Here is a 26,101-nt window from a genome sequence, read left to right as displayed (position 1 = left end):
TACTTCGTTGTTGCCCACCGCAGGTCAAATCGCCGACAAATCGTTAAAAGACGATTTTATCAGGTGGGGAGCGCAATGTCTTCGAAGTGGAATAAGGGAGTTTCCGTCGCCGCGCTCATGACGACCGTATTCTATGGAGAAGCCGCCGCGCAGACCACGCTGCCGACGATCAATGTCGGCCACACCCACGCCGTTACGCATTCGCATGGCGGCAAGAAGCACACCCACGAGGTCTACCACGTCCATGCCGTGCCGGCGCCTCGCAGCGCCAGCCCTATCGTCGTCGTCGAAGAATCAAATGACGGCTTCGATTCCTCCGCGCAGCAAAACACCGCTTTGGGACCGAAGATCGACTATCCCGCGCCGCCAAAGGACATGCCTTCGTCGAGCGAGCGCTTCTTCACGGGCGGCCAAGTCAACACGATCCCGTCGTACCGGCCCGGCGAGGCGCTGGAAGTGGTGCCGGGTCTCGCGGTCACTCAGCACAGCGGCGAGGGCAAGGCGAACCAATATTATCTGCGCGGCTTCGATCTCGACCACGGCACGGACCTCGCGCTCTATCTCGACGGCATGCCGCTCAATATGCGGACCCATGGTCACGGACAGGGCTATTCGGACGCCAATTTCGTCATCCCCGAAATGCTCGCTTATGTCGACGCAAGGAAGGGTCCTTACAATGTCGAGGATGGCGACTTCTCGAACGCCGGCACGATCCGCATGCAATATCTGCGGAAAGTGCCCCAGGGCGTGTTCTCGACAACGGGCGGCATATTCAATTACGGCCGGGTTTTCGGCATGAAATCCTGGGAATTCGCCGGCGGCGACATTCTCGGCGGCGGCGAGATCTCGACCTTCGACGGGCCGTGGACGATTCCCAACAATGCGCGCAAGATCAACGCCGTGTTGCGCTGGTCGCGCGGCGAGGAGAATAATGGCGTGTCGATCACCGGCATGGCCTACGCCAATCGCTGGAATTCGACCGACCAGGTTCCGACGCGCCTCTTCGATACCGGCATTCTTTCGCGCTGGGGAACGCTCAATCCGACCGACGGCGGAAACACCACCCGCTTCAGCCTTTCGGGGCGTTGGGCGCAGGAGTCCTCGAACGACTGGTCGAAGGTCGAAGCCTTCGCCATGCATTCGACGCTCAATCTCTTCAATGACTTCACGTATTTTCTGGGCCATCCGATCATCGGCGACCAATTCCGTCAGTTCGACCGGCGCACCATGGTGGGCGGCAACGCCTATCACGCGATCAAGTTCAACTTTCTCGGCGACAAAGAAAGCGAGCTGAGATTCGGCGTTCAGTCGCGTTACGACGATATCCGCATCGGGCTGGGCGATACGCTGTACCGCATGCCCTATGACACTATTCGCAACGATCATGTCAGCGAAGGCAGCATCGCGCTTCTCACCGACGTCAAGACGAAGTGGTCGCCTTGGCTCAGGACCGTCGTCGGCGCTCGTTGGGATTATTATTGGGGCAGCAATCAAGGATTGCAGGCCTATTGGGATTCGCCCTTGTCTCCGGGCGTCGACAATCCTGGTTTCGATCCGGCCAATCCAACGCGCATCTGGACCGGGCCGCTCAATAGCGGAACCTACAACGCCCAGCTGATCAGCCCCAAAGCCTCCGTGATCATCAATCCCTGGGATGACAAGACGGATTTCTATCTGAACTTCGGCCGTGGATTCCATTCCAACGATTTCCGCGCGACGACCCAACGCTTCGCGACGTCGGAGCTGGACGATAATGGCGGCTACGCCAGCGTGCCCCATAATGGCCTCCTCTCGCCCTCGACCGGCGCCGAAGTCGGCGTGAAGACCAGAGTGATCGACAAGCTCGAAAGCGCGGCGACCCTGTTCTTCATCCAGACCGCGCAGGAGAACATTTTCGAAGGCGACAGCGGCAACACCGTCATTGCGCGCGGGGCCAACCGCATCGGCGTCGAGTTCACGAACCACTACCGGCCCTTGTCCTGGCTCGCATTCGAGGGCGACGTGACGGCGACGCACGCCCGCTTTCGCGGGTTTGATCGGGATCAGGCCGATCTTTACGCTCAACTTCTGCAACCCGACGCCTTGGCCTGGGGCGCCTGGCTGGGCAACGCGCCGGGCAATTACCTTGTCAATGCGACGCCGATCATCGCGACCGGCGTCATCGAATTGGGCGAAGCGACCGGCTATTTCGCCAATTTCAAATATCGCTACATCGCTCCGCGCGCGCTCACGGAAGACGGCTTCTACAAGAGCCCCGCCATCGGCACGGTCAACGCCCGCGTCGGCTATCGCTGGAAGGAAGGCTGGAAGCTCCAGCTCGACGTGTTCAATATGTTCAATTCGCGGTCCCAGCAGATCGCTTACGGTTACGGATCCCTCGTCCCGACCGATCCGCTGTTCCAGGCCTGCACCGGCGCCATCGCCGCTCCGACGACCGACGCGGTTTGCGGCGTCGGCCAGATGGGCGTGGTCGGCCATCCGATCGAGCGGACGTCCTGGCGCGTCACCTTTGGCGGCCCGCTCGATTTCGATCCGCGCTCCATGAAAGGCCCCGACCTGACGGAGCCGTTCCATCTCTTCAAATAGCTGTCGTCAGGCAGGCTTCGGAGGGGTCGAGCCTTTTCTATGCCAGGCCCCGCCCGCATCAACCGTGCGAATGGGCGTGGCTGTGAGCCCCGGGTCGCGGCGCTTTTTCGGCTTCCTCGGAGTCCGCGGGCACCACGACGAGCTGGCCGTAGCGCACGCCGCGTTCGCCGATGAGGTGGCTGGCGAAATGCTCGACCTCCGCCTTCTGGCCCTTCAGCAGGGAGACTTCGAGACAACTCGCTTCGTCCAGATGCACATGCAGCGTCGCGATCGACATATCGGCATGGCTGTGATGGTCGTGGACCAGCTTCCTGGAGAGCTGGCGGGTCTCGTGGTCATAGACATAGACGAGCGCGGCGACGCAATTGCGCGCCCCCTCCTCGGCTTTGGGCACATTGAGGAGCCCCGCCCGAACGAGGTCCCGCACCGCCTCTGAACGGTTCTGGTGGCCGCCCGCCTCCATGTAGCGGTCGAGCGCGTCCATCAACTCGTCGTCGATCGTCACCGTCACGCGCTGCATAGCTTCCTCGATCCCAGCCCGCCTTTGGCGCCACTCCTTTTCTTAGCCGGGCCATGGTCCCGCCGCAACGCTGCGACCGATTGCTTGGTCTTGTCCGCCGCCCATGGCTTTGGCATGGTGCGCGCCAACCAAAACAAAAGGAAACGCCGAAGATGACCGGGTTCTGGAGGAGGCTCGCCGCCTTATCGATTTTCTGCGCGGGGTTGAGCCTCGGCCTCGCCGCGCCCGCCCGGGCGCATACGCCCGACATTTCGACGGGCAAGATCGCGCCGCAGGCGAACCGGGTCTATCTCGTCGACGTCGGATTTCTCGCCACCGATCTCGAGCGCATGTTCCAGGAGACGATGGACGAGCGCGCGGGCGTCGATCTCTCGCCGCCGGGCGTGCTGGAGGAGGAGATCGGAAAATTCGTCTCCAGGCGCGTCGCCATGCGCGACGAGGCGGGCCGCGCCTGCATGTCCAAGGTCGAGAAGTCCGGCGAAGACCCGACGAACCAGGACAGCGCGCTGATCATCCTGCGCTTCGACTGCGCGGGGACCAACGGCAAGATCTTCTACGACGCGACCAGGCTCCTCGCCGCGCAGGGCTCCAAGGGCAAGCATCTCGTGACGCTCCTCGGCGAAAATGCCGGCGAGACCATGCTTTACCCGCAGAACCCGCCGCTCGATCTCACCCAGCCCATGGAGACCACGGCCCAGCTCATGAAGAAATTCTTCGAGGCGGGCGTCGAGCATATCGTCACCGGCTACGATCACCTCTGCTTCCTCTTCGCGCTGATCCTGTGGGCGACGCGCGTCTGGCCGGTGGTCAAGATCGTCACCGCCTTCACCGTTTCTCATTCGATCACGCTGTCGCTCGCGGCGCTGAACGTCTTCACGCTGCCCTCGACGCTGACCGAGGCGCTGATCGCCGCCTCGATCGTTTTCGTCGCCGCGGAAAACTATTTCTCGCGCAATGTCGACAATCGCTGGCGCAACACCTTCCTCTTCGGCTTCATTCACGGCTTCGGCTTCGCGTCCGCGCTGACGGAAATGGGCGTGCCGCAGGGCGGCGTCGTGCCGGCGCTCGCCGCCTTCAATATCGGCGTGGAGGCCGGCCAGATCGCCATCGTCGTCGCCGTGATGCCGATCCTTTTCGCGATCGACAAGGCGACGGGCGGCAAGCGCAGCGAAAAGCTGGTCTATGCGCTTTCGGGCCTTATCGGCCTTGCGGGCGTGTTCTGGTTCCTGCAACGCATCGGGGTTGTCCCAGGCGCCTGAGCGCAAGACGGTTATTCGCCGGTGAATTTTGGCGCGCGCTTTTCAAGGAAGGCCGCGCGCCCTTCCATATAGTCGGCGCTGTCGAAACAGGCCTGCGCATAGGCTTCGCACGCTTCGAGCGTCGGCGCATTGGGCAACAGGGCGGCGGCGCGGATGGCGGCTTTCGCGGCGCGCAAGGTAAGCGGCGCGTTGGCGGCGATTGTCGCGGCCAGATCGTCGACGCCGCCCTCGAAGCTCTCCTGCTCGAAAAGGCGGGCGAGATAACCGATCTCCAGCGCTTCCTTGGCGCTCAGGCGGCGCGCGGTGAAGAAGAGCTCCATCGCCCGCTGCGGGCCCACCGCCGCCACGACGAAGCGCATGGCGGAGGGCGGATAGCCGACGCCGAGCCGTCCGGCCGGAATGGCGAAGACGGCTTCCTCCTGCGCGACGCGCAGGTCGCAGGCGGAGGCGATGCCCATGCCGCCGCCCATGCAGAAGCCGGCAATGGCGGCGATCGTCGGCTTGGAGCAGGCGGAAATTGCTTCGAACGCGTCAACATTGGCCTGTTCATAGGCGCGCCCGCCTTCGCTCGTCGCGCGCACGGTGGAGAATTCCGAAATATCCGCGCCCGAACAGAAGGGCAGCCCCGGCGCGCCGCAGATGACGACGACCCGCGCCTCCGGCGCGGCGTCCATGGCCGTGAAGAGAGGCGGCAGCGCACGCCACATTTCGAGATCGAAAGCGTTGCGCTTCGAGCCGTTGTCGATGAGGAGGCGCGCGACGCCATTGGCGAGTTCGACGCGCAGCTTGGGCGAGGGAGAAGCGATGGTCATGGCGGCCTAGTTACTAGAGACGAGTGGCGTCGAAAAGGCGGATTTCCCGCCAGCGACGCCAGCGAGACCCCCTTCCTGCGACGTCTGGCCACAGGCTCGAAAGCCCGTCGCGACCTCTTGCCACACGGCCTGGCGCGCGCATTCGAGTCATGTTGCCTTCATATCTTTGTGCAGCGCGACGGAGCGGGAATGTCGGTTGGAACGGATAAGCTGGCGTCGCCCGGCGCGCTGAGAATGGCCCTCGCCCTCGCTGTTTTCCTGCATCACACGACAATGTTCAATCTCGGCATGTCGGCCGTGCTGATCTTCTTCGTCCTGAGCGGCTACTGGGTGGCCGCCATGTGGGCGAACACCTATTCCAAGACCAGCCTCTCCTACGCGACTTTTCTCGTTTCGCGCGTCTGGCGCATCGTCCCCGTTTTCGCTCTGTGCTCGGCCATCGCCTGGACGCTCCTCTTCTGGCGCGGCGCGACCCCCGAAGACGCAGGCGGGATCATCCGCCAGCTCTTCTCCAACGTCATGATCCTCGGCTACAATTCCCTGCCCTTCCAGGCCAATATTCCCGGCTGGTCGCTGGATATGGAGATGCAGTTCTATCTCATCGCGCCGATCTTCGTGTTCCTCGTGGCGCGCAACCTCTATGTTCTCGTCGCCTGCGTGGGACTGTCGATCCTCTCCAAGGGTCTCGGCGGAGCCGCGACGGTCGCGCCCTTCCTGCTCTTCTTCGGCCTCGGCGTCGCGGCGGCGAGCCATAAGATGCTTCCAAGCCGCGCCCTGGCCTATCGCTCGCTCTACGCCGCCCTCGCCCTGCTGCTGGCCTGCGCTCTCATCTTCGCCGCGAATCTGGCGCTCGGCGGAACGCAGGGCGCATTGCTGGCTTTCGGCCCCAAGACCAATCTGCTCATCGCCCTGCTGATGACGCCCTGGGCGATCTACACGACCCAACAGAAGACCGGCGCGCTCGACCGGATGGTGGGCGACATGTCCTATATCGTCTATCTCCTGCACTGGACGGTGATCGGCGCGCTGCACACGGGCGAAGGCGGCTATATTGAGCGCCTGATCCTCTGCTCGGAAGCGCTGGCGCTGATTCTCGTCGCCTCCTACGCCATCTGGGCGCTGTTCGATCGTCCGATCGGCAAGCTCCGTTCCGCCTGGGTCGCCAATCGCCGCGTCGACCGCGCGCCCATTTTTGCGGCGGCGGTCGCCTGAGCCGATATAGCGCCCGTCCTATGGGCGCCGCCCGGCGAAACTGATAGCGTCCGCCCCGTTCGCGCGCCGATTGCGCGACGCGACAGGGGAACGGGACGTTACGGTGATAAAGCAGGGATTTACCGTACTGCTGCCGCATCTGCGGCGCGCCTTTTTCGTTCTCTTCGTGACGACGGGCCTGACCCTTCTGACGCTCAAACGGACGGACGCGCCCTCGGTCGCCTGCTCGGAAGTCAATCTCGGCCCGGACGCTTATCGCATCCTCGTCATCGGGGAGTCCTGGGCCTCCGACGGCAAGATCTTTCCGGAGCTTCCCAAAGCGGTCTCGGCGCGGCTTGGAGGCAGGGGCGTCGTCGCCTGCAGCGTCGGCTTCAATGGGCGCAATTCGCGTCTTCTCTATTCGGAGCTCCGCGAGAACTACCCGCGCTACAAACTATACAATCTCTTTCAGGGAGAGACGCCGCACAAGGTCGTCATCATGAACGGCGTCAATGATGAGATTCAGCATATCGGCGCTTTCGCCTATGTCCAATACACGAAGAAGCTCGTCGATTATTTTTCTGACGTGGAGGATGTCGAAGTCATCTCCATTCCGCGCGTCAACGAACGCTGGTTCAAGCCGCCGAACCTCTTCAGCCGCATGAAGCGCAACGTCCTGCGCTGCGTTTACGACGGCTGCAATTTGCAGGTGAACGACGTTTATCGCGTCGCGCTGTGGCGCGACTATCCCGATATGAACGTGATGGAATTCGACAATTTCATCGACAAATTCGACGGCCACGAGGAATATTACGAATTCGACGGCGTGCATTTGACCGACGAGTGGCTGCACAGATATGGGCGGTTCATCGGCTCCGCCATGTCGCTCTCCGACAAAGTCGCCTCACGCAAGAAAAGCGCGTCCTGATATAAGCGCCGCATGGACCTTCTCTCCCGCCTCCTCCACCGCGACGGCCTGATGCTCGTCATCGACAAGCCGGCGGGCGTCCCCGTGCATCGCGGCCCGAAAGGCGGCCCGAGCCTCGAGGACGCCTTCGACCAACTGCGTTTTGGCCTGCCCCGCGCCCCCGCGCTCGCCCATCGGCTCGACAAGGACACGTCGGGCTGCCTCGTGCTCGGCCGCCATCGCAAGGCGCTGGAGCGGCTCGGCAAGCTGTTCAAATCGGGGCGAATCTCCAAAACCTATTGGGCGGTGGTCGAAGGGTCCCCGGCGGGGGACGAAGGCGAGATCGATCTGGCGCTGGGCCGGCTCGACGCCGCGCGCGGCTGGTGGATGCAGCCTGACCCGATGGGCCTGCCGTCTCGCACCAGTTGGCGCGCGCTGGGCCGATCGCCCGACAAAGCGCTGACCTTCATCGAATTCACGCCCCATACCGGCCGGACGCATCAGATCCGCGTCCACGCGCAAGCGATGGGCTGGCCGATTCTCGGCGATCCCATTTACGGCTCGGGCCGGCGCGACGGCGCCCCGCCGCTGCATCTCCATGCGCGGGCGATCTCGATCCCGATGCAGGAGAGCAAGGGGCCCGTCCATGTCGAGGCGCCGGCGCCGGCCCATATGATCGACGCCATGACGGCTTGCGGCTGGCGGGCGAACGGCGCCGCTCCCGCCGCTTTGGCGCCGGATTTGCCAAACGCTTCCGGAGCGCTCAAATTAGTCGACTGAATCTAGGGAGAATACGTAGTGGCGCCCAAATTCGCGCCTCTCAAGGACGCGCCTGAACGCTCCGCCGCCTCGGATGGCGGTCGCTTTGCGCTCGACCGCGCGCTGCTCGACGCGCTCGCCGACCTCGCTTTGCAGGCCGCCAGGCGCGCCGGCGCGAGCTATGCGGATATCCGCCTCGGCGAGACGCTGAAGGAAACCGCCTACGCCAAGGACGACCGGCTGGAGCAATTCGACGAGCGCTCCACGCGCGGCTTCGGCCTGCGCGTGCTGCTCGACGGCTCCTGGGGCTTTTACGGCGCGCGCCGTCTCGACGCCGCGAGCGTCGCCGAAGGCGTCGAGCGCGCTCTGGAGAACGCCCGCGCCGTCCGGCCGATACAGGGCCGGCCCATCGCGCTCGAAGAATTGCCCGCGCATGAGGCCGAGTGGATCATGCCCATGGGCGTCGATCCCTTCTCGATCTCGACGCGCGAGAAAGCGGATCTGTTGCTCGCCATCTCGGCGGCGGCCCGCGACAACGGCGCCGACTTCTGCACCGCTTTGCTCTGCATCGCCCGCGAGGAGCGGCTCTTCGCCAGCACGTTCGGCGCCCGAATCCGCCAGACGCGCACGCGCGTGCAGCCGACCTTCACCGCGACGGCCATCGATCGCGCCGCGGGGCGCATGGCGTCTCGCGACAGCCTCACCCCCGCGCGCGGCGCGGGATGGGAATATGTGACGGGCGCCGGGCTTCTCGAAGAAGCGGCGCTCGCCGGACGGCAGGCCCGCGAGAAGCTTTCAGCGCGGCCGGTTGTCGCCGGCGACTACGATCTCATCCTCGATCCGACCAATCTCTGGCTCACCATTCACGAAACGGTCGGCCATTCGACGGAGCTCGACAGGGTTCTCGGCTGGGAGGCCAATTTCGCAGGCACGAGCTTCGTGAAGCCCGCAATGCTGGGCAATCTGCGCTTCGGCTCCGAGCTCATGACGATCGTCGCCGACCGCTCGCAGCCGGGCGCGCTCTCGACCATCGGCTATGACGACGATGGCGCGCCGGCCTCTTCGGCGGAATTCAAGATCGTCGAGAAAGGCGTCTTCAAGAATTTCCAGATGGCGCTCGGACAGGCGCATTATATCGGGCTGCCCGGCTCCAATGGGTGCGCCTACGCCGACAGCCCGACGTCTTTTCCCATTCAGCGCATGCCGAACATCTCGCTCGCGCCGAACCCCGATACGTGCAAGCTCGACGATCTGGCGAGCGGCGTCGAAAACGGAATTTACGTCGTCGGAGCGGGAAGCTGGAGCATCGACCAGCAGCGCGACAATTTCCAGTTCGGCGGCCAGCTCTTCTACGAGATCAAGAACGGCGAGATCGGCGATATGCTGCGCGACGTCGCTTATCAGAGCCGCACGATTCCTTTCTGGAACTCGCTGGACGGCCTCGGCGACGCTTCGACCTATCATCTCGACGGCACCTTCACCTGCGGCAAGGCGGAGCCCGTGCAGGTCGCGCCCGTTTCGCACGGCGCGCCGCTGGCGCGCTTCCGTAACGTGCGCGTGCTGAACACGAGCGGCGGCGTTTGAGCGAATGTTTCTTTCCTCTGACGACGTAAAATCCATCGCCAAAAAGATCATCGCAGGCTCCAACGCCGACGCCTGCGTGGTGAAGATCGACGGCGGCGAGGATTACAGCCTGCGTTTCGCGCGCGGCGGCGCGACGACCAATATTGCGACGTCGGAGACGACGGTGCGCGTCTCATCCCACATTGGCGGGCGCGTCGGCTCGGTGACGACGGCGAGCATCGACGAGACGGCGCTGGCCGCCGCGCGCGCGCGTTCGGAAGAAATCGCGCGCATGCTCCCCGTCGATCCCGACTATGTCGCGCCGCTCGGTCCCCAGGAGTATGACGCCTCCGCGCGCTACGACGACAACGCCGCCTCGCTCAAACTCGACACGCTGGCGGCGCAGGCGGGGCGCGTGATCGAGGAGGGCGCGCGCAGGAATGTCGACACATTCGGCTGCGCCTCGAGCACACGGCGTTTCGAGGCGCTGGCGACGAGCAACGGCCTCTTCGCCTATGAGCGCAGAAGCGAGATCGACCTTTCCGCCACGGCGCGCAACAAGAGCGACACATGGTCCGGCTGGGCCGGCGCGCATGAGTTTTTCGGCGCGCGGCTCGACGCGGAGACCATCGCGGCGCGCGCCTGCGCCAAGGCGGCTTATAATGTCGATCCTGTCGATCTCGAGCCGGGCGACTACGCCGTCATCCTCGAACCTGTCGCCGTCGCGGAGCTCGCCTTCTGGGTGATGATGGCGATGGACGCGCGCGCGGCGGATGAAGGCCGCAGCTTCTTCGCGCGACCGGGCGGCGGCGCGCTCATCGGCGAGAAGCTTTTCGACGAGAAGTTCACCATCCGCGTCGATCCCGCCGACCCTCTGGCGCCGGAGGGCGGCGTCGGCTGGGAAGGCGTGCCGCATCGCGCCCGCGCTTTCATCGACAGGGGCGCCGCGTCGACGCTCTACCGCTCACGCTCATGGGCGCGGAAGACCGACGCCGAGCCCGTTCCGGCGGCGCGCAATTTCATCGTCGAGGGCGGCGAGACGTCGCTCGACGACCTGATCCGCTCGGTGAAGCGCGGCGTCCTCGTCACGCGCATCTGGTACGAGAATATGGTCGAGCCGAAAAGCCTGCTGCTCACCGGCCTCACGCGAGACGGCAATTTCCTGATCGAGAATGGCCGCGTCACCGCGCCAGTGCGCAATATGCGCTTCAACCAGCGGCTGGGCGAGCTTTTCGCCAATATAGCCGCCCTCGGCAAGACGGAGCGCGTCTGGCGCGCTGTGGGCGGCGGCGCTGCGGCCGCGCCGCCCATGCTGGCGGAGAAGTTCCACTTCTCGTCCAAATCCAGCGGCATCTGACAAGGGAAATCGTGTATGCTTCGCGCGTCCGAGAGGAGCGCGCACAGCATGTTTCGTTGCAGCCTTGTTACTTTCTTCGCGGTCGTCGCCCTCCCCGCTTTCGCCCTGGAGAAAGCGACCTTCGCGACGAACTGGCGCGCGCAGGCCGAACATGGCGGGTTCTATCAGGCCCTCGTCGACGGCACCTACGCCCGTTACGGTCTCGACGTCACGATCCAGCAGGGCGGGCCGCAGATCAATGCGCGGCTGCTGCTCGCCGCGGGCCGGGTGGATTTCGCCATGGGCGCGAATACGATCCAGATGTTCGAATCCGTGCAGCAGAACGTCCCCGTCGTCACGGTGGCGAGCATGTTCCAGATCGAGCCGGCGGTCTTCATGTCGCATCCCGGCGAAGGGCTCGACCGTTTCGAGGATCTGCCGAGCGCGACCGTCTTCATCGCAAGCGATTTCCGCGCCTCGGTCTGGCAATGGCTCAAACAGAGCTACGGCTTCAAGGATGAGAAGGCGAAACCTTACGGCTTCAATTCCGCGCCTTTTATCGCGGACAAGAAGTCCGTGCAGGAAGGCATATTGACCTCCGAGCCCTACGCCATCGAACAAAAAGCCGGCTTCAGGCCGAATGTCTTTCTGCTCGCGGATTATGGCTATGACAGCTATTCGACGACGATCGAGACGCGCGCCGAGACGATCGACAAGAAGCTCGACCTCGTGCAGCGTTTCGTCGATGCGTCGATCATCGGCTGGTACGCTTACCTCTATGGCGACAACGCCGCCGCCAATGCGGCGATCAAGCGCGACAATCCGGAAATGACGGACGCCCAGCTCGCCTTCTCGCTCGCAAAAATGAAGGAGCGCGGCATTGTGGATTCAGGCGACGCGCTGGCGCTCGGCATCGGCGCCATGACCGACGCGCGGATGACAAGCTTCTTCGACAAGATTTCGAAAGCTGGCGTCGTTCCAGCGGAGCTGGATTACAGGAAGGGTTACACGCTTCGCTTCATCGGCAAGAAGGTCGGGATGGAGCTGCGGCGGTGATCGCAGCCGTTTTTGCGAGGCGCGCGGCGAAGAAGCGATTCCGAGCCGTCGCGACGGGAGACGTCCATGGCTAGCCCCCTCGTCTCCCTGCACGCCGTCTCCAAGACTTTCCCCAGCGGCGTCACCGCGCTGTCGGGCGTCGACCTCGACGTGCGCCGGGGCGAGGCGCTGACGCTGCTCGGCCCTTCCGGCTGCGGCAAGTCGACCGTGCTGCGGCTCATTTCGGGCCTCGCCAAGCCGAGCGGCGGCGCGATCAGCTGGGACGATCCCATGGCGCGCAAGAATATCGGCTTCGTCTTTCAGGACCCGACGCTGCTGCCCTGGGCGAGCGTTTTCGACAATGTCTATTTGCCGCTGCGGCTCGCGGGCGCGGGCCGCACGGAGGCCGTTCCGCGCATCGAGGACGCGCTCGCGCGCGTCGGACTATCCGAGTTTGCATCCGCTTTGCCGCGCGAACTTTCCGGCGGCATGAAGATGCGCTGCGCCATCGCCCGCGCCCTCGTCACCAAACCTTCGCTTCTTTTGATGGACGAGCCTTTCGCCGCGCTCGACGAAGTGACGCGCTTCAAGCTCAATGACGATCTCGTCACGCTCAAACAGGATCTTCAGGCGACCATCGTCTTCGTCACCCATTCCATCTTCGAGAGCGCCTTTCTTTCGACGCGCATCATCGTGATGTCGAAGCCGCGCGGGCGCATCGTCGACGAGATCGCGATCGACCCGGGGCTCGTCCGCGACGCGGACTTCCGCACCAGCGCCGTCTTTTCCGACATATGCCGCCGCGCCTCCCACGCGCTGCGCAAGGCCACGGGAGAGGCCGCTTGACGAAGCTGCGCGACATCGCGGTCCCCCTCGCCGTTTTCGCGGCGGCGCTCGTAATTTGGGAAGGGATCGTCGCCTGGAAGGCGATCCCGCCTTATGTGCTGCCGGCTCCCAGCGCAATCTTCGCGAAGCTGATCGAAGATCGCGATCTGCTCTTCTCTTCGCTCCTCGCGACGCTGGGCGTGACGCTGAAAGCGCTGCTCATCGCCGTCATCTGCGGCGTCGCGCTCGCTTTGCTGCTGGCGCAGTCGAAGTGGCTGGAGCGCGCCCTTCTGCCCTTCGCGGTCATTCTGCAGGTGACGCCGATCATCGCCATCGCGCCGCTTCTCCTTGTTTATATGCAGCCGGAAAACGCCGTGCTGGTCTGCGCCTTTCTCGTCGCATTCTTTCCGATCCTCTCGAATACGGCGCTCGGCCTCGCCTCGGTCGACTACGCATTACGCGACCTTTTCGACCTTTATCGCGCCTCGGCCTGGCAAAAACTCGTCTATTTGCGACTGCCGGCGGCGCTGCCGCAATTTCTCACGGGCCTGCGTATCGGCGGCGGCCTGTCGCTCGTCGGCGCCATCGTCGCGGAATTGGCGGCGGGCGCGTCGGGTCAGGGAACGGGCCTCGCCTATCGCATCGTGGAAGCGGGCTTCCGGCTGGACATTCCTCGCATGTTCGCCGCGCTCGCTCTGATCTCGGCGGCGGGACTGGCGATCTACGGCGCGCTGGCGGCGCTATCTCATTACTTGCTGCGCGGATGGCATGAAAGCGCGCGGGAGTGTGGAGAATGACGATCGTCAGGGACATAAGCGAACAGGACGCGCAGGCGTGGCGGGCGCTTTGGGCCGGCTACAACGCGTTCTACGAAACAGTCCTGCCCCCGGACGTCACGGCGCATACCTTCAACGGATTGCTGGACCCGAGCGCGCCGATGATCGGACGCGTCGTAGAGGTCGACGGCCGCGTCGCCGGTTTTTCCATCTCGATCCTGCACGCCTGCAGCTGGTCGATCGCTCCGGTCTGCTATCTTGAAGACCTGTTCGTCGATCCGGCCTGCCGCAGGAAAGGGCTCGGCAAAGCGCTGATTGAGGATCTCGTGGAGCTCGGCCGCGAAAAGGGGTGGTCGCGTCTTTACTGGCACACCAAAGCGGGCAATGCGCAAGCGCGTCGACTTTACGACCTTTTCGTCCCCGCCGACGATTTCGTGCGCTACCGCCTGAAGCTATAGACGCGCTATTGCGTCGCTTCCCCTCCCACCTCGTCGAGATGGTACACGTCATCGCGGAAATGCACCGTCCCGTCCGCCGACGCCCAGCCCGTCATATAGACCCACACAACCGGCACGGGCTTGGCGAGCTTCACCTCTTCGCGTTCGCCGGTCGCGATCTTCGCGTTGATCTGCTCCTTTGACACGATCGGGCCGCTGGCGCCGTCGAGAATCCACGCGGCGAGGTCGATCACGCCCTGCACCCGCACGCAGCCATGCGAGAGGAAGCGATAATCGTTGGCGAAGAGATTGCGCGACGGCGTGTCGTGCATATAGACCGAATGCGGGTTCGGCATCGAAATGCGGATCGAGCCCAGCGAATTGCCTGCGCCGGAATCCTGCCGCAGCGTGTAGTTCACCGCCTTCTCGCCGGCCCAGTTGATCGAGCGCGGATCGACTTCCTCGCCCTTGTTGTTGAGCACGCGGATGCGCTGGCGCGTGAGATAGCCCGGGTCCTTGACCATATGCGGCGCGATCTCGTTCTTGATGATCGAGGTCGGCACGGTCCATGTCGGATTGATGTTCACCGCGACGACCTTCGCCTGCACTTCCGGCGAATGATGCTCGGGATCGCCGACGATCGCGACATAGCGCCGAACGACGCGGTCATTTTCGACGGTGTCGACGGCGGTCGAAGGGATATTGACGACGATATAGCGGTCGCCGAAGGGGAAATCGAGACCCGCCAGGCGCTGAGCGCTGGAGGCGAGCTGACGGAAACGCACATTCGCCGGCACGTCGAGCGCTTTCAGCGTGGCGCCGGCGACGGCGCCCGTCTGCTTCAGCCCCATGCGGAACTGAAACCGCTTCACGGCGGCCGTCAGATCATTGTCCCATGTCTGCTTGCGCGTGTCGGACAGCGCGTCGTCCTCGGCCGCGAGGCGCCGGCGCAACGCCACGACAGACGCCCCTTTGGCGCCCGCTTTCAGCGCGACGCCGACCGTCGGCCAGCCGCCGAGATCGACGATTTGGGCGTAGCGCTCGGAAGCCTTCGACGTGGTGAAGAACGTCTCCGGTTGCAGCACCGGCGTGGGATCGTCTGAGAGCGCCGTTTCGCGCGGCGGCGCAGGGGGCTTTGGTTTGGGCTTCGGCTTCGGCGCCGGGGCGCTGGCGTCGGCCGCGGGCGCCGGCGCATCCACTGGCGCCGGCGCGGCGGGCGCCGCCGGCGAAGCGGGAACGGGCGTTGTCGGCGCAGGCGCCGACGGTGCAGGCGACGGGGGAGGCGCGGCGACGGGGACGTTCTGCGCCATTGACGGTCCGGCCATCACGACGCTCGCTATCAATCCCGCGCCGATCAACCGCGCAATTCTCGACATTCTTCCGCTCGCCGTTCGAACTTTCAGGGGCGCCCACGAAATCCGCGAAGCGCATGCATATTTTCTTTCGCTTTTCGACCGCGTCGCGACAGGGGTCAACTCAATTCAATCGAATTTTGCGCGCATTCGGCATCGCAACTCAACTCAACCCCAATTGCGAACAGGACTATTTTGTGGTTCGCTGTGAAAAAATATTACGCGATTCATTGGGGAGGGGATCATGTTCAAACGTCATCGGATTTCTGCGTCGATCATCGTGCTGGCCGGGGCCGCGTCGATGCTTCGCCTGACGACGGGCGCCGGGGCGGCGGAGGTCAAATTTCTGGATCAGGGTTGGACCCAGGCGGACCGCAACGCCTATTACAGCCAGGATCAGGGGGCGCGCATCGTTCCCCTGAAATGGATCAAAGCCCTGAAGCGCGAAGACGGCTCGGGCTTTCTCGACGACGGCTTCGGCAGATACGGCTATCTCGCGAATCCCAGGAGTCCGACGCCCGGCCTTCCGGTCGGATTTCTCGCGGCGCCCTATGACGGACAGTCCTATCTGAGCATGACCTGCTCGGCCTGCCATACGAGGCAAATTGAGATAGACGGCGCGCCGCTGCGCATCGACGGCGGTCCGGCGCTGGTCGATTTCCAGAGCCTCTTCGAGGATCTGGACACGGCCTTCGACAAAGTGGCGACGGACGATGCGATCTTCGCGGATTTCGCCAAGGCCGTATTGGGCGCCGGCGCGTCGAAATCGGCGCAGGAAAAATTACGCCAGGACTTCAAAGCGTGGCGCGAGCCCTTCCACACCATCTTCCGTCTCGCACTGCATCCGGCGACGCCTCAGCGCCCGCTCGGCCTGCAATGGGGCCCCGGGCGCGCCGACGCCGTATCGATGATCTTCAACCGCGTCGCCGGGCTCGATATCGGCGACGGCGCCAATCGCATGATCCCGGGCAATATTCAGAGCGCCGATGCGCCGGTGCGTTATCCCTTCGTTTGGAACGCCGCGCGACAGCACAAGACCCAATGGCCCGGCTTCGCGGAAAACGGCGACGACATACTCGGTCTCGCGCGCAATGTCGGCGAGGTCTTCGGCGTCTTCGGCGTGTTCAAGCCCAGGCGGGTTCCGATTATCGGCGTGAGCTATACTGACGATTTGTCGCTCAATTTTCCTGGGCTCATGAAGCTCGAAACATTGATCAAGAAGCTCGAGCCGCCGAAATGGCCCGGCAATCTCGATCAGGCTCTGGTCAAGGAAGGCGACGAGATTTTCGACTGGCCTCAGGAAAAGGGCGGCTGCGGCCCGAATTGCCATGAAGTGAATACGAAGGTCGACCCGCCGCGCGCCTGCGCAAAGCCCGGAGAGACCTGGAACACGCCGATCCAGGCCGTCCAGACGGACGGCGCCGAATACGCCGTGCTCACGCGCGACGCGGACACCGGCGTCCTTCAAGGCGAGACCATTCCCCTGCCGCCCTTCGGAAAGCTCAAAAACAGGGACGCGATCTTCAACATTCTGGCGACGTCGGTTTTCCAATCGATTGCGCGGTCGGCGGTCAAGAATCCCCTTTTGCTCCGCCCGATTTTCGAGGAATGCGTCAAGAACCGCTCTGGCGATCCGGAAGTGCTGGGCGTGCTCAAAATGAATTTCGTCGACGTCGTGAAGAAGACGCTCGAGGCGATCTATCGGCGTCCTGAAGACACGCCGAAAGCGCCGAAATACGAGTCCCGCGTCATGAAGGGCATCTGGGCGACGGCGCCCTATCTCCACAATGGCTCCGTGCCGACGCTGGCCGATCTGCTGAAGCCGCCAAAGGATCGTCCCGAGAGCTTCGCGGTCGGGCCGGCCTATGACCTCGAAAATGTCGGCCTCGCCAAGACGCAGACGAAGTTCAACTTCGTCTACAAGACGACGGCCGCCTGCGAGGGGATCGACGCCTCGGCGAATAGTCGCTGCGGCCACAATTTCGGCACGCAGCTCGACGACCGCCAGAAGAAGGCGCTTCTGGAATATCTCAAGAGCCTCTGACCGCGGCCGGACCTTTCGACGAGATGATGCGGGGGCGCTTCGGCGCCCCTTGCCTTTTGCGCCCGCGCCCCGCATACCCCGCGCCAAAGATGCAATCTCCAAAGCAAGCGGGACGGATATGGGCTTCAAATGCGGCATTGTCGGTCTGCCGAACGTCGGCAAATCGACCCTCTTCAACGCGCTGACCCAGACAGCGGCGGCGCAGGCCGCGAATTATCCCTTCTGCACCATCGAGCCCAATGTCGGCGCGGTGGCGGTGCCCGATCCGCGCTTGGATAAATTGTGCGAGATCGCGGGCTCCAAACAGATCATCCCGACGCAGCTCACCTTCGTGGACATTGCCGGCCTGGTGCGCGGCGCCTCCAAGGGCGAGGGGCTCGGCAACCAGTTCCTGGCCAATATTCGCGAATGCGACGCAATCGCTCATGTCGTGCGCTGCTTCGAGGATAGCGACGTGACCCATGTCGAGGGCGGCGTCGATCCGATCCGCGACATCGAGACGATCGAAACCGAGCTGATGCTGGCCGATCTCGAAAGCCTCGAAAAGCGCGTCGTCGCGCTCGAGAAGAAAGCCAAGGGCGGCGACAAGGAAGCGAAGGAGCAGGTCGATCTCATGAATCGCTGCCTCGTGCTGCTGCGCGAAGGCAAGCCCGCCCGCATGGCGAAAGTCTCCGAGGAGGAGCGCAAGACCTTCGAGGGGCTGGGGCTGCTGTCGTCCAAGCCCGTCCTCTATGTCTGCAATGTCGAGGAGGAGTCGGCTTCGGAGGGCAACGGCGAGTCCACAAAGGTCGCGGCGCGGGCGAAGGAAGAAGGCGCGGCGGCCGTCGTGGTGTCGGCGAAGATCGAGAGCGAGATCGCGGTGATGCCGACCGAGGAGCAGAAGGATTTTCTGGAGGCCGTGGGCCTTAAAGAGCCCGGTCTCAACCGCGTGATCCGCGCCGGCTACGACCTGCTGCGCCTCATCACCTATTTCACCGTCGGCCCCAAGGAAGCGCGCGCCTGGACGATCGAGAAAGGCACCCGCGCCCCGGCGGCGGCGGGCGTGATCCATACGGATTTCGAGAAGGGCTTCATCCGCGCCGAAACCATCGCCTTTGACGACTACGTCGCCAATAAGGGCGAAGCGGGCGCACGGGACGCCGGGCGGCTGCGGCTGGAGGGGAAGGAATATGTGGTCGCGGACGGCGACGTGATGCATTTCAGGTTCAATACGTGACGTATTGACGGGCGGAAGCCGCGGGCGAATATTGCTCCCCAGGAGCTAGCCCTGATGACGTCATATACCCTCCAACTGCCCGACGAGACCTTGAGCAAACTCGACCTTCTGGCGAAGAAGCTCGACCGCTCGCCTGCGTCGGTGGCGGCTCAGGCGATCGAAGACTTCGTCAGGCTCGAAGAGTGGCGCGTTCGCGAGATCGAGGCGGGCCTCGCGGATGCAGAGGCGGGGGATTTCGCTTCTCCCGAGGATGTCGCGCGGATCACGGCCAGGTTCGCCGCCCGCACTTCATGAGCTTGCGCAACATTGTATGGACCCGGCGTGCGCTCAGGCGCCTCGAACAGATCGGCGTCCCGCGTCGTCGCCCGGATCAGCTCCGCGACTGCGGGGCTTGCCGACTATCCGGAGATGGGCCGGGCGCGTGAAAGGAACGCGCGAACTCCCGCTTGCGGAACTGCCGTATATCGTCGCCTATCGGGTGAAATCGGACGGCGTCGAAATCCTGACGATCATCCACACGGCTCAAAAATGGCCGGATGATTTATAGAAAAAGCGATGCCCGCGCCTTCCTCACCCCTTCGATAAATTATCGATCCGCTTGTTCAGCTCATCGAGCTGCTTCTTCAGCTCCGCCATGTCGCCGCCCTCCTTGGCCGGCGCCACGCCCTCATGTTCGTCCAGCGTCGGCCCGGTGGCGCCGGAGACGCCCTCAGTCGACAGGCCGAAGGGGTTGAACATGGTCAGCGCCTGGCGGAACACGGCCATGTTCTTGCGGGCCTGCTCCTCCATCGCCTGGAAGGCGGCGCGGGTGGGCTCGGTAAAGGGGCCGGCGGGCAGCGCGGAGGAAATCTGTTCGCGGAATTTCTGCTGTTCCTTGGTGAGCTTGTCGATCGAGAACTCCAGATAGCTCGGCACGAGCATCTGCATCGAGTCGCCATAGAAGCGGATGAGCTGACGCAGGAAAGCGATCGGCAGCAGGCTCTGGCCGTCCTTGCCCTCCTGCTCGAAGATGATCTGGGTGAGCACGGGGCGGGTGATGTCCTCACCCGTCTTGGCGTCGCAAACGACGAAATCCTCCCCCCGCTTCACCATGGCGGCGAGATCTTCAAGCGTGACGTAAGTGCTTGTTCCCGTGTCGTATAAACGACGATTGGCGTATTTTTTGATGGTTGTCGGTTTCTTCTCGGTCGCCATACGCCTGACAGTGCTCCCCTCGCCGCTCGGGCAGCCTAAAAAAAGGTCAAGCCCAGCCGATTGACGATAGACGCATTTTGGCGCCTGCGGCAATATTTTCCTTGGCGAAGCCTTTCGCTCCCCCCCAATTCCGTGCAAAACGGGCCGCGGCTTGACGAACGCAAGCGCGAAATGCTCAACCACATCCGCCCCGGCCGGGCGCTGAGGGCCTCGAGAGCTCGACCATCTTTAAAAGGGAGACAGATATGACGACCGATATCGTGATCGTTTCCGCGGCGCGCACCGCCGTCGGATCGTTCAACGGAGCCTTCGCCACGGTTCCGGCCCACGAGCTCGGCGCCGCTGCTGTCAAGGCCGCTCTCGAGCGCGCAAAGGTCGACTCCCAGGACGTCTGCGAAGTCATCCTCGGCCAGGTGCTGGGCGCCGCCCACGGCCAGAACCCCGCCCGTCAGGCTGCGATCAAGGCCGGCGTTCCGGACAGCGCCACCGCTTTCGGCGTCAATCAGGTCTGCGGCTCGGGCCTGCGCGCCGTGGCGCTCGCCGCCCAGCAGATCCAGGCGGGCGACGCCCAGATCGTCGTCGCGGGCGGCCAGGAGTCCATGTCGCTCTCGACCCATGCCGCCCATCTGCGCGCTGGTACGAAAATGGGCGACGTGAAGTTCGTCGACACGATGATCATCGACGGCCTCACCGACGCCTTCAATAATTATCACATGGGCATCACGGCCGAGAACGTCGCCAAGAAGTGGCAGATCACCCGCGAGGAGCAGGACGCCTTCGCCGTCGCCTCGCAGAACAAGGCGGAAGCCGCGCAGAAGGCCGGCAAGTTCAAGGACGAGATCGTCCCCTACACCATCTCGACCCGCAAGGGCGACGTGGTCGTCGACAGCGACGAATACGTCAAGCATGGCGTGACGCTGGACGGCGTCGCCAAGCTGAAGCCCGCCTTCATCAAGGACGGCACCGTGACCGCGGCGAACGCCTCGGGCATCAATGACGGCGGCGCGGCGCTCGTCGTCATGTCCGCCGCTGAAGCGGCCAAGCGCGGCCTGACGCCGCTCGCCCGCATCGCCTCCTGGGCGACCGCCGGCGTCGATCCGTCCGTGATGGGCTCGGGCCCGATCCCCGCCTCGCGCAAGGCGCTGGAGAAGGCCGGCTGGAAGGTCGCCGACCTCGACCTCATCGAGGCGAACGAGGCCTTCGCGGCTCAGGCCATCGCGGTCAACAAGGACATGGGCTGGGATCTCGCCAAGGTGAACGTCAATGGCGGCGCCATCGCCATCGGCCACCCGATCGGCGCTTCCGGCGCCCGCGTGCTCGTCAGCCTGCTTCATGAGATGGGCCGCCGCAACGCCAAGAAGGGCCTCGCCACGCTCTGCATCGGCGGCGGCATGGGCATCGCGCTGACCGTCGAGCGGTGAGCGCCTCTCCCTCTCCCCGTTTCACGGGGAGGGGGTTAAAGTGAGGGCAGAGCGTCAACCGCGATCGCCTTTGTCGAGCGGCGAAGCTCCAGCGCGATCAATTGCGGCCAGCCCCTCACCCTAGCCCTCTCCCCGCAAGCGGAGAGAGGGAATGCGGCCGCGCACTCAAAGCAGATTCATTAAGGGAGAAAACCAAATGGCAAGAGTTGCAGTCGTCACGGGAGGCACCCGCGGCATCGGCGAGGCGATTTCCAAGGCGCTGAAAGCCGCCGGCTACAATGTCGCCGCGACCTATGCCGGCAATGACGAAGCCGCCAACAAGTTCAAGGCCGAGACCGGCATTCCGGTCTTCAAGTTCGACGTGTCGGATTATGACGCCTGCGCCGCGGGCGTCGCCGCGATCGAGAAGGAAATCGGCCCGGTCGATATTCTCGTCAACAACGCCGGCATCACCAAGGACCGCCTGTTCCACAAGATGGAGCTGGCGCAGTGGCAGGCGGTGATCAACACCAATCTGAACTCGCTGTTCAACGTCACGCGCCCGGTCATCAACGGCATGCGCGATCGCGGTTTCGGCCGCATCGTCGTCATCTCATCGATCAACGGCCAGAAGGGCCAGGCCGGCCAGACCAACTACTCGGCCTCCAAGGCCGGCGACATCGGCTTCGTGAAGGCGCTGGCGCAGGAATCGGCCTCCAAGGGCATCACCGTCAACGCCATCGCGCCGGGCTATATTGCGACGGAGATGGTGAAGGCCGTCCCGCAGGACGTGCTCGACAAGCACATCCTCCCCTATATCGCCGTCGGCCGCCTTGGCGAGCCGGAGGAGATCGCGCGCGCGGTCGTGTTCCTGGCCTCGGACGACGCCGGCTTCATCACCGGCTCGACGCTGACCATCAATGGCGGCCAGTATCTGGCCTGATCTCGCGCATCTCGCGTAGAGAATTGAGATGGCCGGCCTTTGCGCCGGCCATTTTTGCGAGGAGCGCGCCGCGTAATGCTCGAGGAACCCGAAGCATGACCCCCGCTTCGCCGTCGCAAGGCGCGGTGACGCGCCTCTCGCGCAAACAGGCGGCGCGGCTTGGTCGGCATGTCGCGCTCGTCCTGAACGGATGCTTCTTCGCCTATGTCGCCTGCTGGCTCTACGCCAATGTCGATTACGACGAGCTTCTGACGCAATTCCAACAGATCCCGCCGCAGGCCATTCTCGTTGCGATGACGATGAATGTCGTCGTTCTGGCGTTCTACGGCCTGCGCCTCGCGGCGATCATGCGCGTGAAGCCGTTCCCCTGCTTCGTCATCGCGACGATCGGCTTCACCTTCAACGCGCTGATCCCCTTCCGCATCGGCGAGGGCGTCAAGGCCTATGTGGGCGCGACGCAGTTCAACTTTCCGCTCGGCGCGCTCGGCGCCGCGATCGTGCTGGAGAAGTTATACGATCTGTCGGCGATCGCCGTGCTGGCGGCGCTGGCGGGCGCGACGTCGAATGTCACGGTCATCGACAACAACTACTATCGTCCGCTGCTTGCCGTTCCTTTCCTCGTCGCCGCTATCGCTTTCCTGATTTTGCGATCGAGACGAAACGGGGCCGTCGCGCCGCTTTCAGGCGCGGCCATTGTAAAGAGGTTGCGGCTGGACGCATTGGTCGCACAGGCCGAAACCCTCTTCGCGACGCAGGACGTGCGGCGCGCCGCCCTCATCACCGCCGCGATCTGGGCGACGAATAGCTGCCTCGTCCTCGCGCTGTTCAAGACCATCCTGCCGCAAACCGCCTTCGGCCCGCCCGACGCCGTGACGTTGCTGCTCATCGGCGCATTGGCCATCGCTATCCCCGCGAGCCCGGCGGGCCTCGGCGTCTTCGAAGCCGGCATTGCGGCCTATCTGATCAATTTCCATGGCGTCGCAAAAGAAAGCGCCGTGGCCGCCGCCTTGGCCTATCATCTGGCCATCACGACGCCGCATACAGTGTTTGCTTTGGGTTTCGCCGGGATCTTTTCTTTTCGGCGGTTGAAGGAGCGGCAATTCTAGCAAATTTCCAGTAATTTCAGTTGACGTCACAAAGGCGGTCCCATGACGAAAATCGATTTCAAGAAATCTCTCCCCCATCTCTATGGCGCCTCGCGCACGGCATTTTCGCTTGTTGACGTCCCGGCGATGCAATTCGTCATGATCGACGGCTTTGGCGATCCAAATGTCGCCCCCTCATACAAGCACGCGGTCGAGTCGCTGTTTTCCATCTGCTACGCAATGAAATTTTTAGCGAAAGAGACGCAGGAGAAGGATTATGTCGTCCCTCCCCTCGAAGGGCTCTGGTGGGCGGACGACCCAGCTGATTTCGTCGCGCGACGCAAGGCATGCTGGCGCTGGACCATGATGATCATGGCTCCCGATTTTATTGACGCGGCAATGTTTCAAACGGCCGTCCAGAAGACGCAAAAGAAACTTGGCGCGCCGCCCGAAAGTCTGCGACTCGACGTTTTCTGCGAAGGCCCGTCGCTGCAAATTTTGCATGTCGGCGCCTATGACGACGAGGGCCCTGTTCTGGCGCGTTTGCATGGCGAGGAGATGCCGTCGCGCGGCTTCGCCTTCGGCGGAAAACATCACGAGATCTATCTGAGCGACGCGCGCAGGACCGAGCCCGCAAAACTCCGAACCATTCTGCGCCAACCCGTCCGGCGGGCTTAGCGGCTTCGCCTCGCCAAGGCGGCGCTAATCGTGCGCCTACGCACGGATGGAGAAACGGAACTCCCATAGAAACGCGCTCAACAAGGACATTCGAACTTCGGAGCGCAACAATGAACCGCCTTCCCGCCCCCGGCAAAATCGCTTCCATCGTCTTTGGCGCCGCCGCGATGATCGGAGCCGCCGCCCTTCCGCAGACGGCGGAGGCTCGCGCTTTCGTCCATTATCATTCCGACCTCGCGCCGGGCACGATCCTGGTCAGCGAACATGAGCGCCGCCTCTATCTGATCGTCGATCCCGACGACGCCATCGAATACAAGGTCGCCGTGCCGCGCGCCGGCAAGGAATGGTCGGGCGTCGTAAATGTCTCGGCGAAGTATGTGGCGCCCGACTGGACGCCGCCGGAAGACGTGAAGCACGATCACCCCGAGCTTCCCGAAGTGATCCCCGGCGGCGCGCCGAACAATCCGATGGGCGCCCGCGCCATGACGCTGAGCGAGGGCCAAGTCGCCATTCACGGCACGACGCAGAAGATGCGCGCCTCGATCGGCTCCGCCGCCTCCTATGGCTGTATCCGCATGCTGAACGAGGACATTGTCGATCTCTACGATCGCGTCCCGGTCGGCGCGACGGTCGTCATGACGCCGTAAAGGGACGCTGAACCCGATATCAACCATCTCTCCGCGCGCCTCTCGACAGGCGCGCTCAAGTTTGTTAGAACATCGTTCATGAATGGCGTTCAGGAAATTTTGGAGGCAAGCGGTGTCCAGAAGCGTTCCTCTTCCGCTGAAGCTCGGATTCACCGTCTTTATGGCCGTTCTGATCCCGGTCTACTGGACAAATTACGGGCCGACGAATTTTCTCTATTTTTGCGACATGGCCCTGCTGCTGACGCTCGCCGGGGTCTGGCTGGAGAGCCCCCTGCTCGTCTCCATGCCGACGGTCGGCATTCTGGCCCCGCAAATTCTGTGGGTCGCGGATTTCGGGTTCAATCTCGGCGGCGTGCGCCTCACGGGCATGACCGACTACATGTTCGAGGCCGCGACGCCGCTCCTGCTGCGCGGCCTCTCGCTCTTCCACGGCTGGCTGCCCTTCCTGCTCGTCTATCTTGTCTGGCGACTGGGCTATGATCGCCGCGCGCTTCTCTCATGGACGGCGCTCGCCTGGGGGCTGATGCTCGTCTCCTATTTCTTCCTGCCCGGCCCCCGGCCCGACGCCGGCCTCACGCCGGTAAATGTCGATTATGTCTTCGGGCCGAGCGACAAGGCGCCGCAAACATGGATGCCGGATTGGGCGTGGCTGACGTTGATGATGGTCGGACTGCCGGTCGCGCTTTTCTCGCCCGTACATCTCGCCATGAACCGGTGGCGCGGAGCCTCCGCCTGATCAGGCGCGACCTTTGCGCTTTTGCATCAGGCAAGCGGTTTCATTGCCGATGGCGACTCTTTTGACGCAGCGGAAATTACCGGCTTCCCGTTCCGCCCGCGCCTGCGGGAAGGAAACGCCGCCCGAATCGTCGGCGCTGGAGAAAAAGCTCAAGGCGCTCACGAAAGTCATGAGCATAAGAACGATAAATATACGCATATCCAGACTCCAATAATCTCTAACGGCGTCGCCGCGGGCGAATGACGCTGCAATCATCTTCTGGTGAGAAGCCGCTGGCTGTGTGGACCCGCACATTGACATTACGATTAAAGGGGTATATGCATCTTTTATGTCGGGACCCGATTCAGATGAGGTGAAAGCCTGCGCGCGAAATTGCGCCGCCGCGAATGTGCGTCGCGCGAGCCGGGCGGTGACGAAGCTCTACGGGCGTTTCATGTCCACGACCGGATTGGAGCCGACGCAATATTCTCTGCTCGTCGCCTGCGCCATCACGGGCGGCGCGACGGTGAGCAAACTGGCCGGAGCGTTCGTCATGGATCGCAGCGCGCTCGCCCGCAATCTCGCAGTCATGGAAAAGCGCGGTCTCGTTAAGGTGAAGCCGGGCGATGACAGGCGCACGCGGAAGGTGACGCTGACGCCCTTCGGCGAGTCGACTCTCGCCAACGCCTTGCCGCATTGGCGGGAAGCGCAAAGCACGGTCGAGAAGCGATTTGGCTCCGAGCGTCTGCAAAACCTCCTCGCCGAGTTGCGCGATCTAATGGAAATAGCGGCCAAGGCGGGCGAGAGCGATTGAGCGATCT

At 63.6% G+C, this 26,101-nt stretch carries 27 protein-coding genes; 22 read left to right on the top strand and 5 right to left on the bottom strand.

The window, feature by feature from the left end; all coding sequences use genetic code 11:
- The first annotated feature begins 75 nt into the window (after positions 1–75).
- Positions 76–2,586 carry a TonB-dependent receptor gene (locus tag MMG94_RS18205; protein ID WP_154419627.1) on the top strand — a complete coding sequence of 837 codons (2,511 nt, stop codon included), beginning with the start codon at positions 76–78 and terminating at the stop codon, positions 2,584–2,586.
- Between the two features lie 58 nt (positions 2,587–2,644).
- Here the strand turns inward: MMG94_RS18205 and nikR are convergent, their stop codons facing one another.
- Positions 2,645–3,106, bottom strand: coding sequence for a nickel-responsive transcriptional regulator NikR (nikR, locus tag MMG94_RS18200; RefSeq protein WP_016918812.1), 462 nt, complete (start codon positions 3,104–3,106; stop codon positions 2,645–2,647).
- 152 nt (positions 3,107–3,258) lie between these two features.
- Here nikR and MMG94_RS18195 point away from each other — a divergent pair, with 152 nt between their 5' ends.
- The gene (locus tag MMG94_RS18195; protein WP_016918811.1) at positions 3,259–4,365 is read left to right on the top strand and encodes a HupE/UreJ family protein; all 1,107 of its coding nucleotides are present in this window, start codon (positions 3,259–3,261) and stop codon (positions 4,363–4,365) included.
- A gap of 11 nt (positions 4,366–4,376) precedes the next feature.
- On the opposite strand, the gene MMG94_RS18190 is transcribed toward MMG94_RS18195, so the two are convergent.
- On the bottom strand, positions 4,377–5,177 hold the full coding sequence (locus tag MMG94_RS18190; RefSeq protein ID WP_016918810.1) for an enoyl-CoA hydratase: 801 nt from the start codon (positions 5,175–5,177) through the stop codon (positions 4,377–4,379).
- Positions 5,178–5,366: 189 nt separating this feature from the next.
- On the opposite strand from MMG94_RS18190, the gene MMG94_RS18185 reads away from it, so the two are divergent.
- The 9 genes from MMG94_RS18185 to MMG94_RS18145 all read left to right on the top strand — a co-directional run bounded on the left by MMG94_RS18185 (position 5,367) and on the right by MMG94_RS18145 (position 14,027).
- Entirely contained in the window at positions 5,367–6,389 is a 1,023-nt protein-coding gene (locus tag MMG94_RS18185; RefSeq protein ID WP_016918809.1) for an acyltransferase family protein, read from the top strand.
- A gap of 70 nt (positions 6,390–6,459) precedes the next feature.
- Positions 6,460–7,296, top strand: a complete 837-nt coding sequence (locus MMG94_RS18180; protein ID WP_244415230.1) for an SGNH/GDSL hydrolase family protein — start codon at positions 6,460–6,462, stop codon at positions 7,294–7,296.
- Between the two features lie 12 nt (positions 7,297–7,308).
- Complete coding sequence (locus MMG94_RS18175; RefSeq protein ID WP_016918807.1) at positions 7,309–8,055, top strand: RluA family pseudouridine synthase; 747 nt, start codon at positions 7,309–7,311, stop codon at positions 8,053–8,055.
- Positions 8,056–8,073: 18 nt separating this feature from the next.
- Positions 8,074–9,618, top strand: a complete 1,545-nt coding sequence (locus MMG94_RS18170) for a TldD/PmbA family protein (RefSeq protein WP_016918806.1) — start codon at positions 8,074–8,076, stop codon at positions 9,616–9,618.
- Positions 9,619–9,622: 4 nt separating this feature from the next.
- Positions 9,623–10,954 (top strand): TldD/PmbA family protein, encoded by a 1,332-nt coding sequence (locus MMG94_RS18165; protein ID WP_016918805.1) that lies wholly within the window; start codon positions 9,623–9,625, stop codon positions 10,952–10,954.
- Positions 10,955–11,002: 48 nt separating this feature from the next.
- Positions 11,003–11,989, top strand: a complete 987-nt coding sequence (locus MMG94_RS18160; protein ID WP_016918804.1) for an ABC transporter substrate-binding protein — start codon at positions 11,003–11,005, stop codon at positions 11,987–11,989.
- 66 nt (positions 11,990–12,055) lie between these two features.
- A complete protein-coding gene (locus MMG94_RS18155) occupies positions 12,056–12,814 on the top strand; it encodes an ABC transporter ATP-binding protein (protein WP_016918803.1) in 759 nt (252 codons plus the stop codon).
- The gene (locus tag MMG94_RS18150) at positions 12,763–13,590 is read left to right on the top strand and encodes an ABC transporter permease (protein WP_051001085.1); all 828 of its coding nucleotides are present in this window, start codon (positions 12,763–12,765) and stop codon (positions 13,588–13,590) included. The genes MMG94_RS18155 and MMG94_RS18150 overlap by 52 nt, the downstream gene beginning before the upstream one ends.
- Positions 13,587–14,027: a GNAT family N-acetyltransferase gene (locus tag MMG94_RS18145; RefSeq protein WP_016918801.1), complete on the top strand. Its 441-nt coding sequence runs from the start codon at positions 13,587–13,589 to the stop codon at positions 14,025–14,027. The genes MMG94_RS18150 and MMG94_RS18145 overlap by 4 nt, the downstream gene beginning before the upstream one ends.
- A 5-nt stretch (positions 14,028–14,032) precedes the next feature.
- Here the strand turns inward: MMG94_RS18145 and MMG94_RS18140 are convergent, their stop codons facing one another.
- The gene (locus tag MMG94_RS18140) at positions 14,033–15,382 is read right to left on the bottom strand and encodes a L,D-transpeptidase family protein (protein WP_085985237.1); all 1,350 of its coding nucleotides are present in this window, start codon (positions 15,380–15,382) and stop codon (positions 14,033–14,035) included.
- A gap of 220 nt (positions 15,383–15,602) precedes the next feature.
- Here MMG94_RS18140 and MMG94_RS18135 point away from each other — a divergent pair, with 220 nt between their 5' ends.
- From MMG94_RS18135 to MMG94_RS22035, 4 genes are all read left to right on the top strand, one after another.
- Positions 15,603–17,402, top strand: coding sequence for a di-heme-cytochrome C peroxidase (locus MMG94_RS18135; RefSeq protein WP_016918798.1), 1,800 nt, complete (start codon positions 15,603–15,605; stop codon positions 17,400–17,402).
- Positions 17,403–17,520: 118 nt separating this feature from the next.
- On the top strand, positions 17,521–18,618 hold the full coding sequence (gene ychF / locus MMG94_RS18130) for a redox-regulated ATPase YchF (protein ID WP_016918797.1): 1,098 nt from the start codon (positions 17,521–17,523) through the stop codon (positions 18,616–18,618).
- Positions 18,619–18,672: 54 nt separating this feature from the next.
- Positions 18,673–18,912, top strand: a complete 240-nt coding sequence (locus tag MMG94_RS18125; RefSeq protein WP_016918796.1) for a CopG family ribbon-helix-helix protein — start codon at positions 18,673–18,675, stop codon at positions 18,910–18,912.
- A gap of 127 nt (positions 18,913–19,039) precedes the next feature.
- Positions 19,040–19,165 (top strand): hypothetical protein, encoded by a 126-nt coding sequence (locus tag MMG94_RS22035; protein WP_016918795.1) that lies wholly within the window; start codon positions 19,040–19,042, stop codon positions 19,163–19,165.
- Positions 19,166–19,188: 23 nt separating this feature from the next.
- Here MMG94_RS22035 and phaR read toward each other — a convergent pair whose 3' ends face one another.
- On the bottom strand, positions 19,189–19,812 hold the full coding sequence (gene phaR / locus MMG94_RS18115; protein WP_016918794.1) for a polyhydroxyalkanoate synthesis repressor PhaR: 624 nt from the start codon (positions 19,810–19,812) through the stop codon (positions 19,189–19,191).
- Positions 19,813–20,057: 245 nt separating this feature from the next.
- On the opposite strand from phaR, the gene MMG94_RS18110 reads away from it, so the two are divergent.
- From MMG94_RS18110 to MMG94_RS18085, 6 genes are all read left to right on the top strand, one after another.
- A complete protein-coding gene (locus MMG94_RS18110) occupies positions 20,058–21,233 on the top strand; it encodes an acetyl-CoA C-acetyltransferase (RefSeq protein WP_016918793.1) in 1,176 nt (391 codons plus the stop codon).
- 196 nt (positions 21,234–21,429) lie between these two features.
- Positions 21,430–22,155 (top strand): acetoacetyl-CoA reductase, encoded by a 726-nt coding sequence (gene phbB, locus MMG94_RS18105; RefSeq protein WP_016918792.1) that lies wholly within the window; start codon positions 21,430–21,432, stop codon positions 22,153–22,155.
- 95 nt (positions 22,156–22,250) lie between these two features.
- Positions 22,251–23,261: a lysylphosphatidylglycerol synthase transmembrane domain-containing protein gene (locus MMG94_RS18100; protein ID WP_016918791.1), complete on the top strand. Its 1,011-nt coding sequence runs from the start codon at positions 22,251–22,253 to the stop codon at positions 23,259–23,261.
- A 42-nt stretch (positions 23,262–23,303) separates the two neighbouring features.
- Positions 23,304–23,918, top strand: coding sequence for a GyrI-like domain-containing protein (locus MMG94_RS18095; protein WP_016918790.1), 615 nt, complete (start codon positions 23,304–23,306; stop codon positions 23,916–23,918).
- 110 nt (positions 23,919–24,028) lie between these two features.
- Positions 24,029–24,565: a L,D-transpeptidase gene (locus MMG94_RS18090; RefSeq protein WP_016918789.1), complete on the top strand. Its 537-nt coding sequence runs from the start codon at positions 24,029–24,031 to the stop codon at positions 24,563–24,565.
- Between the two features lie 82 nt (positions 24,566–24,647).
- Entirely contained in the window at positions 24,648–25,301 is a 654-nt protein-coding gene (locus MMG94_RS18085; RefSeq protein ID WP_016918788.1) for a hypothetical protein, read from the top strand.
- Here MMG94_RS18085 and MMG94_RS18080 read toward each other — a convergent pair whose 3' ends face one another.
- On the bottom strand, positions 25,302–25,499 hold the full coding sequence (locus MMG94_RS18080) for a hypothetical protein (RefSeq protein ID WP_016918787.1): 198 nt from the start codon (positions 25,497–25,499) through the stop codon (positions 25,302–25,304).
- A gap of 130 nt (positions 25,500–25,629) precedes the next feature.
- On the opposite strand from MMG94_RS18080, the gene MMG94_RS18075 reads away from it, so the two are divergent.
- The gene (locus MMG94_RS18075) at positions 25,630–26,094 is read left to right on the top strand and encodes a MarR family winged helix-turn-helix transcriptional regulator (RefSeq protein ID WP_051001084.1); all 465 of its coding nucleotides are present in this window, start codon (positions 25,630–25,632) and stop codon (positions 26,092–26,094) included.
- Positions 26,095–26,101: the final 7 nt, after the last annotated feature.

Origin of the sequence: Methylocystis parvus OBBP, from assembly GCF_027571405.1 — a bacterium.
In the GTDB taxonomy this organism is placed as follows: domain Bacteria; phylum Pseudomonadota; class Alphaproteobacteria; order Rhizobiales; family Beijerinckiaceae; genus Methylocystis; species Methylocystis parva.
Note: the sequence above shows the minus strand (reverse complement) of the source record. Positions and strands in the feature narration are given on the sequence as shown.

What these genes read in the sequence shown, in the direction of transcription:
- MMG94_RS18205 (WP_154419627.1), top strand. Translation starts at nt 76, where the DNA reads ATGTCTTCGAAGTGGAATAAGGGAGTTTCCGTCGCCGCGCTCATGACG.
- nikR (WP_016918812.1), bottom strand. Translation starts at nt 3,106, where the DNA reads ATGCAGCGCGTGACGGTGACGATCGACGACGAGTTGATGGACGCGCTC.
- MMG94_RS18195 (WP_016918811.1), top strand. Translation starts at nt 3,259, where the DNA reads ATGACCGGGTTCTGGAGGAGGCTCGCCGCCTTATCGATTTTCTGCGCG.
- MMG94_RS18190 (WP_016918810.1), bottom strand. Translation starts at nt 5,177, where the DNA reads ATGACCATCGCTTCTCCCTCGCCCAAGCTGCGCGTCGAACTCGCCAAT.
- MMG94_RS18185 (WP_016918809.1), top strand. Translation starts at nt 5,367, where the DNA reads ATGTCGGTTGGAACGGATAAGCTGGCGTCGCCCGGCGCGCTGAGAATG.
- MMG94_RS18175 (WP_016918807.1), top strand. Translation starts at nt 7,309, where the DNA reads ATGGACCTTCTCTCCCGCCTCCTCCACCGCGACGGCCTGATGCTCGTC.
- MMG94_RS18165 (WP_016918805.1), top strand. Translation starts at nt 9,623, where the DNA reads ATGTTTCTTTCCTCTGACGACGTAAAATCCATCGCCAAAAAGATCATC.
- MMG94_RS18160 (WP_016918804.1), top strand. Translation starts at nt 11,003, where the DNA reads ATGTTTCGTTGCAGCCTTGTTACTTTCTTCGCGGTCGTCGCCCTCCCC.
- MMG94_RS18155 (WP_016918803.1), top strand. Translation starts at nt 12,056, where the DNA reads ATGGCTAGCCCCCTCGTCTCCCTGCACGCCGTCTCCAAGACTTTCCCC.
- MMG94_RS18150 (WP_051001085.1), top strand. Translation starts at nt 12,763, where the DNA reads ATGCCGCCGCGCCTCCCACGCGCTGCGCAAGGCCACGGGAGAGGCCGC.
- MMG94_RS18145 (WP_016918801.1), top strand. Translation starts at nt 13,587, where the DNA reads ATGACGATCGTCAGGGACATAAGCGAACAGGACGCGCAGGCGTGGCGG.
- MMG94_RS18140 (WP_085985237.1), bottom strand. Translation starts at nt 15,382, where the DNA reads ATGTCGAGAATTGCGCGGTTGATCGGCGCGGGATTGATAGCGAGCGTC.
- MMG94_RS18135 (WP_016918798.1), top strand. Translation starts at nt 15,603, where the DNA reads ATGTTCAAACGTCATCGGATTTCTGCGTCGATCATCGTGCTGGCCGGG.
- ychF (WP_016918797.1), top strand. Translation starts at nt 17,521, where the DNA reads ATGGGCTTCAAATGCGGCATTGTCGGTCTGCCGAACGTCGGCAAATCG.
- MMG94_RS18125 (WP_016918796.1), top strand. Translation starts at nt 18,673, where the DNA reads ATGACGTCATATACCCTCCAACTGCCCGACGAGACCTTGAGCAAACTC.
- phaR (WP_016918794.1), bottom strand. Translation starts at nt 19,812, where the DNA reads ATGGCGACCGAGAAGAAACCGACAACCATCAAAAAATACGCCAATCGT.
- MMG94_RS18110 (WP_016918793.1), top strand. Translation starts at nt 20,058, where the DNA reads ATGACGACCGATATCGTGATCGTTTCCGCGGCGCGCACCGCCGTCGGA.
- phbB (WP_016918792.1), top strand. Translation starts at nt 21,430, where the DNA reads ATGGCAAGAGTTGCAGTCGTCACGGGAGGCACCCGCGGCATCGGCGAG.
- MMG94_RS18100 (WP_016918791.1), top strand. Translation starts at nt 22,251, where the DNA reads ATGACCCCCGCTTCGCCGTCGCAAGGCGCGGTGACGCGCCTCTCGCGC.
- MMG94_RS18095 (WP_016918790.1), top strand. Translation starts at nt 23,304, where the DNA reads ATGACGAAAATCGATTTCAAGAAATCTCTCCCCCATCTCTATGGCGCC.
- MMG94_RS18090 (WP_016918789.1), top strand. Translation starts at nt 24,029, where the DNA reads ATGAACCGCCTTCCCGCCCCCGGCAAAATCGCTTCCATCGTCTTTGGC.
- MMG94_RS18085 (WP_016918788.1), top strand. Translation starts at nt 24,648, where the DNA reads ATGGCGTTCAGGAAATTTTGGAGGCAAGCGGTGTCCAGAAGCGTTCCT.
- MMG94_RS18080 (WP_016918787.1), bottom strand. Translation starts at nt 25,499, where the DNA reads ATGCGTATATTTATCGTTCTTATGCTCATGACTTTCGTGAGCGCCTTG.
- MMG94_RS18075 (WP_051001084.1), top strand. Translation starts at nt 25,630, where the DNA reads ATGTCGGGACCCGATTCAGATGAGGTGAAAGCCTGCGCGCGAAATTGC.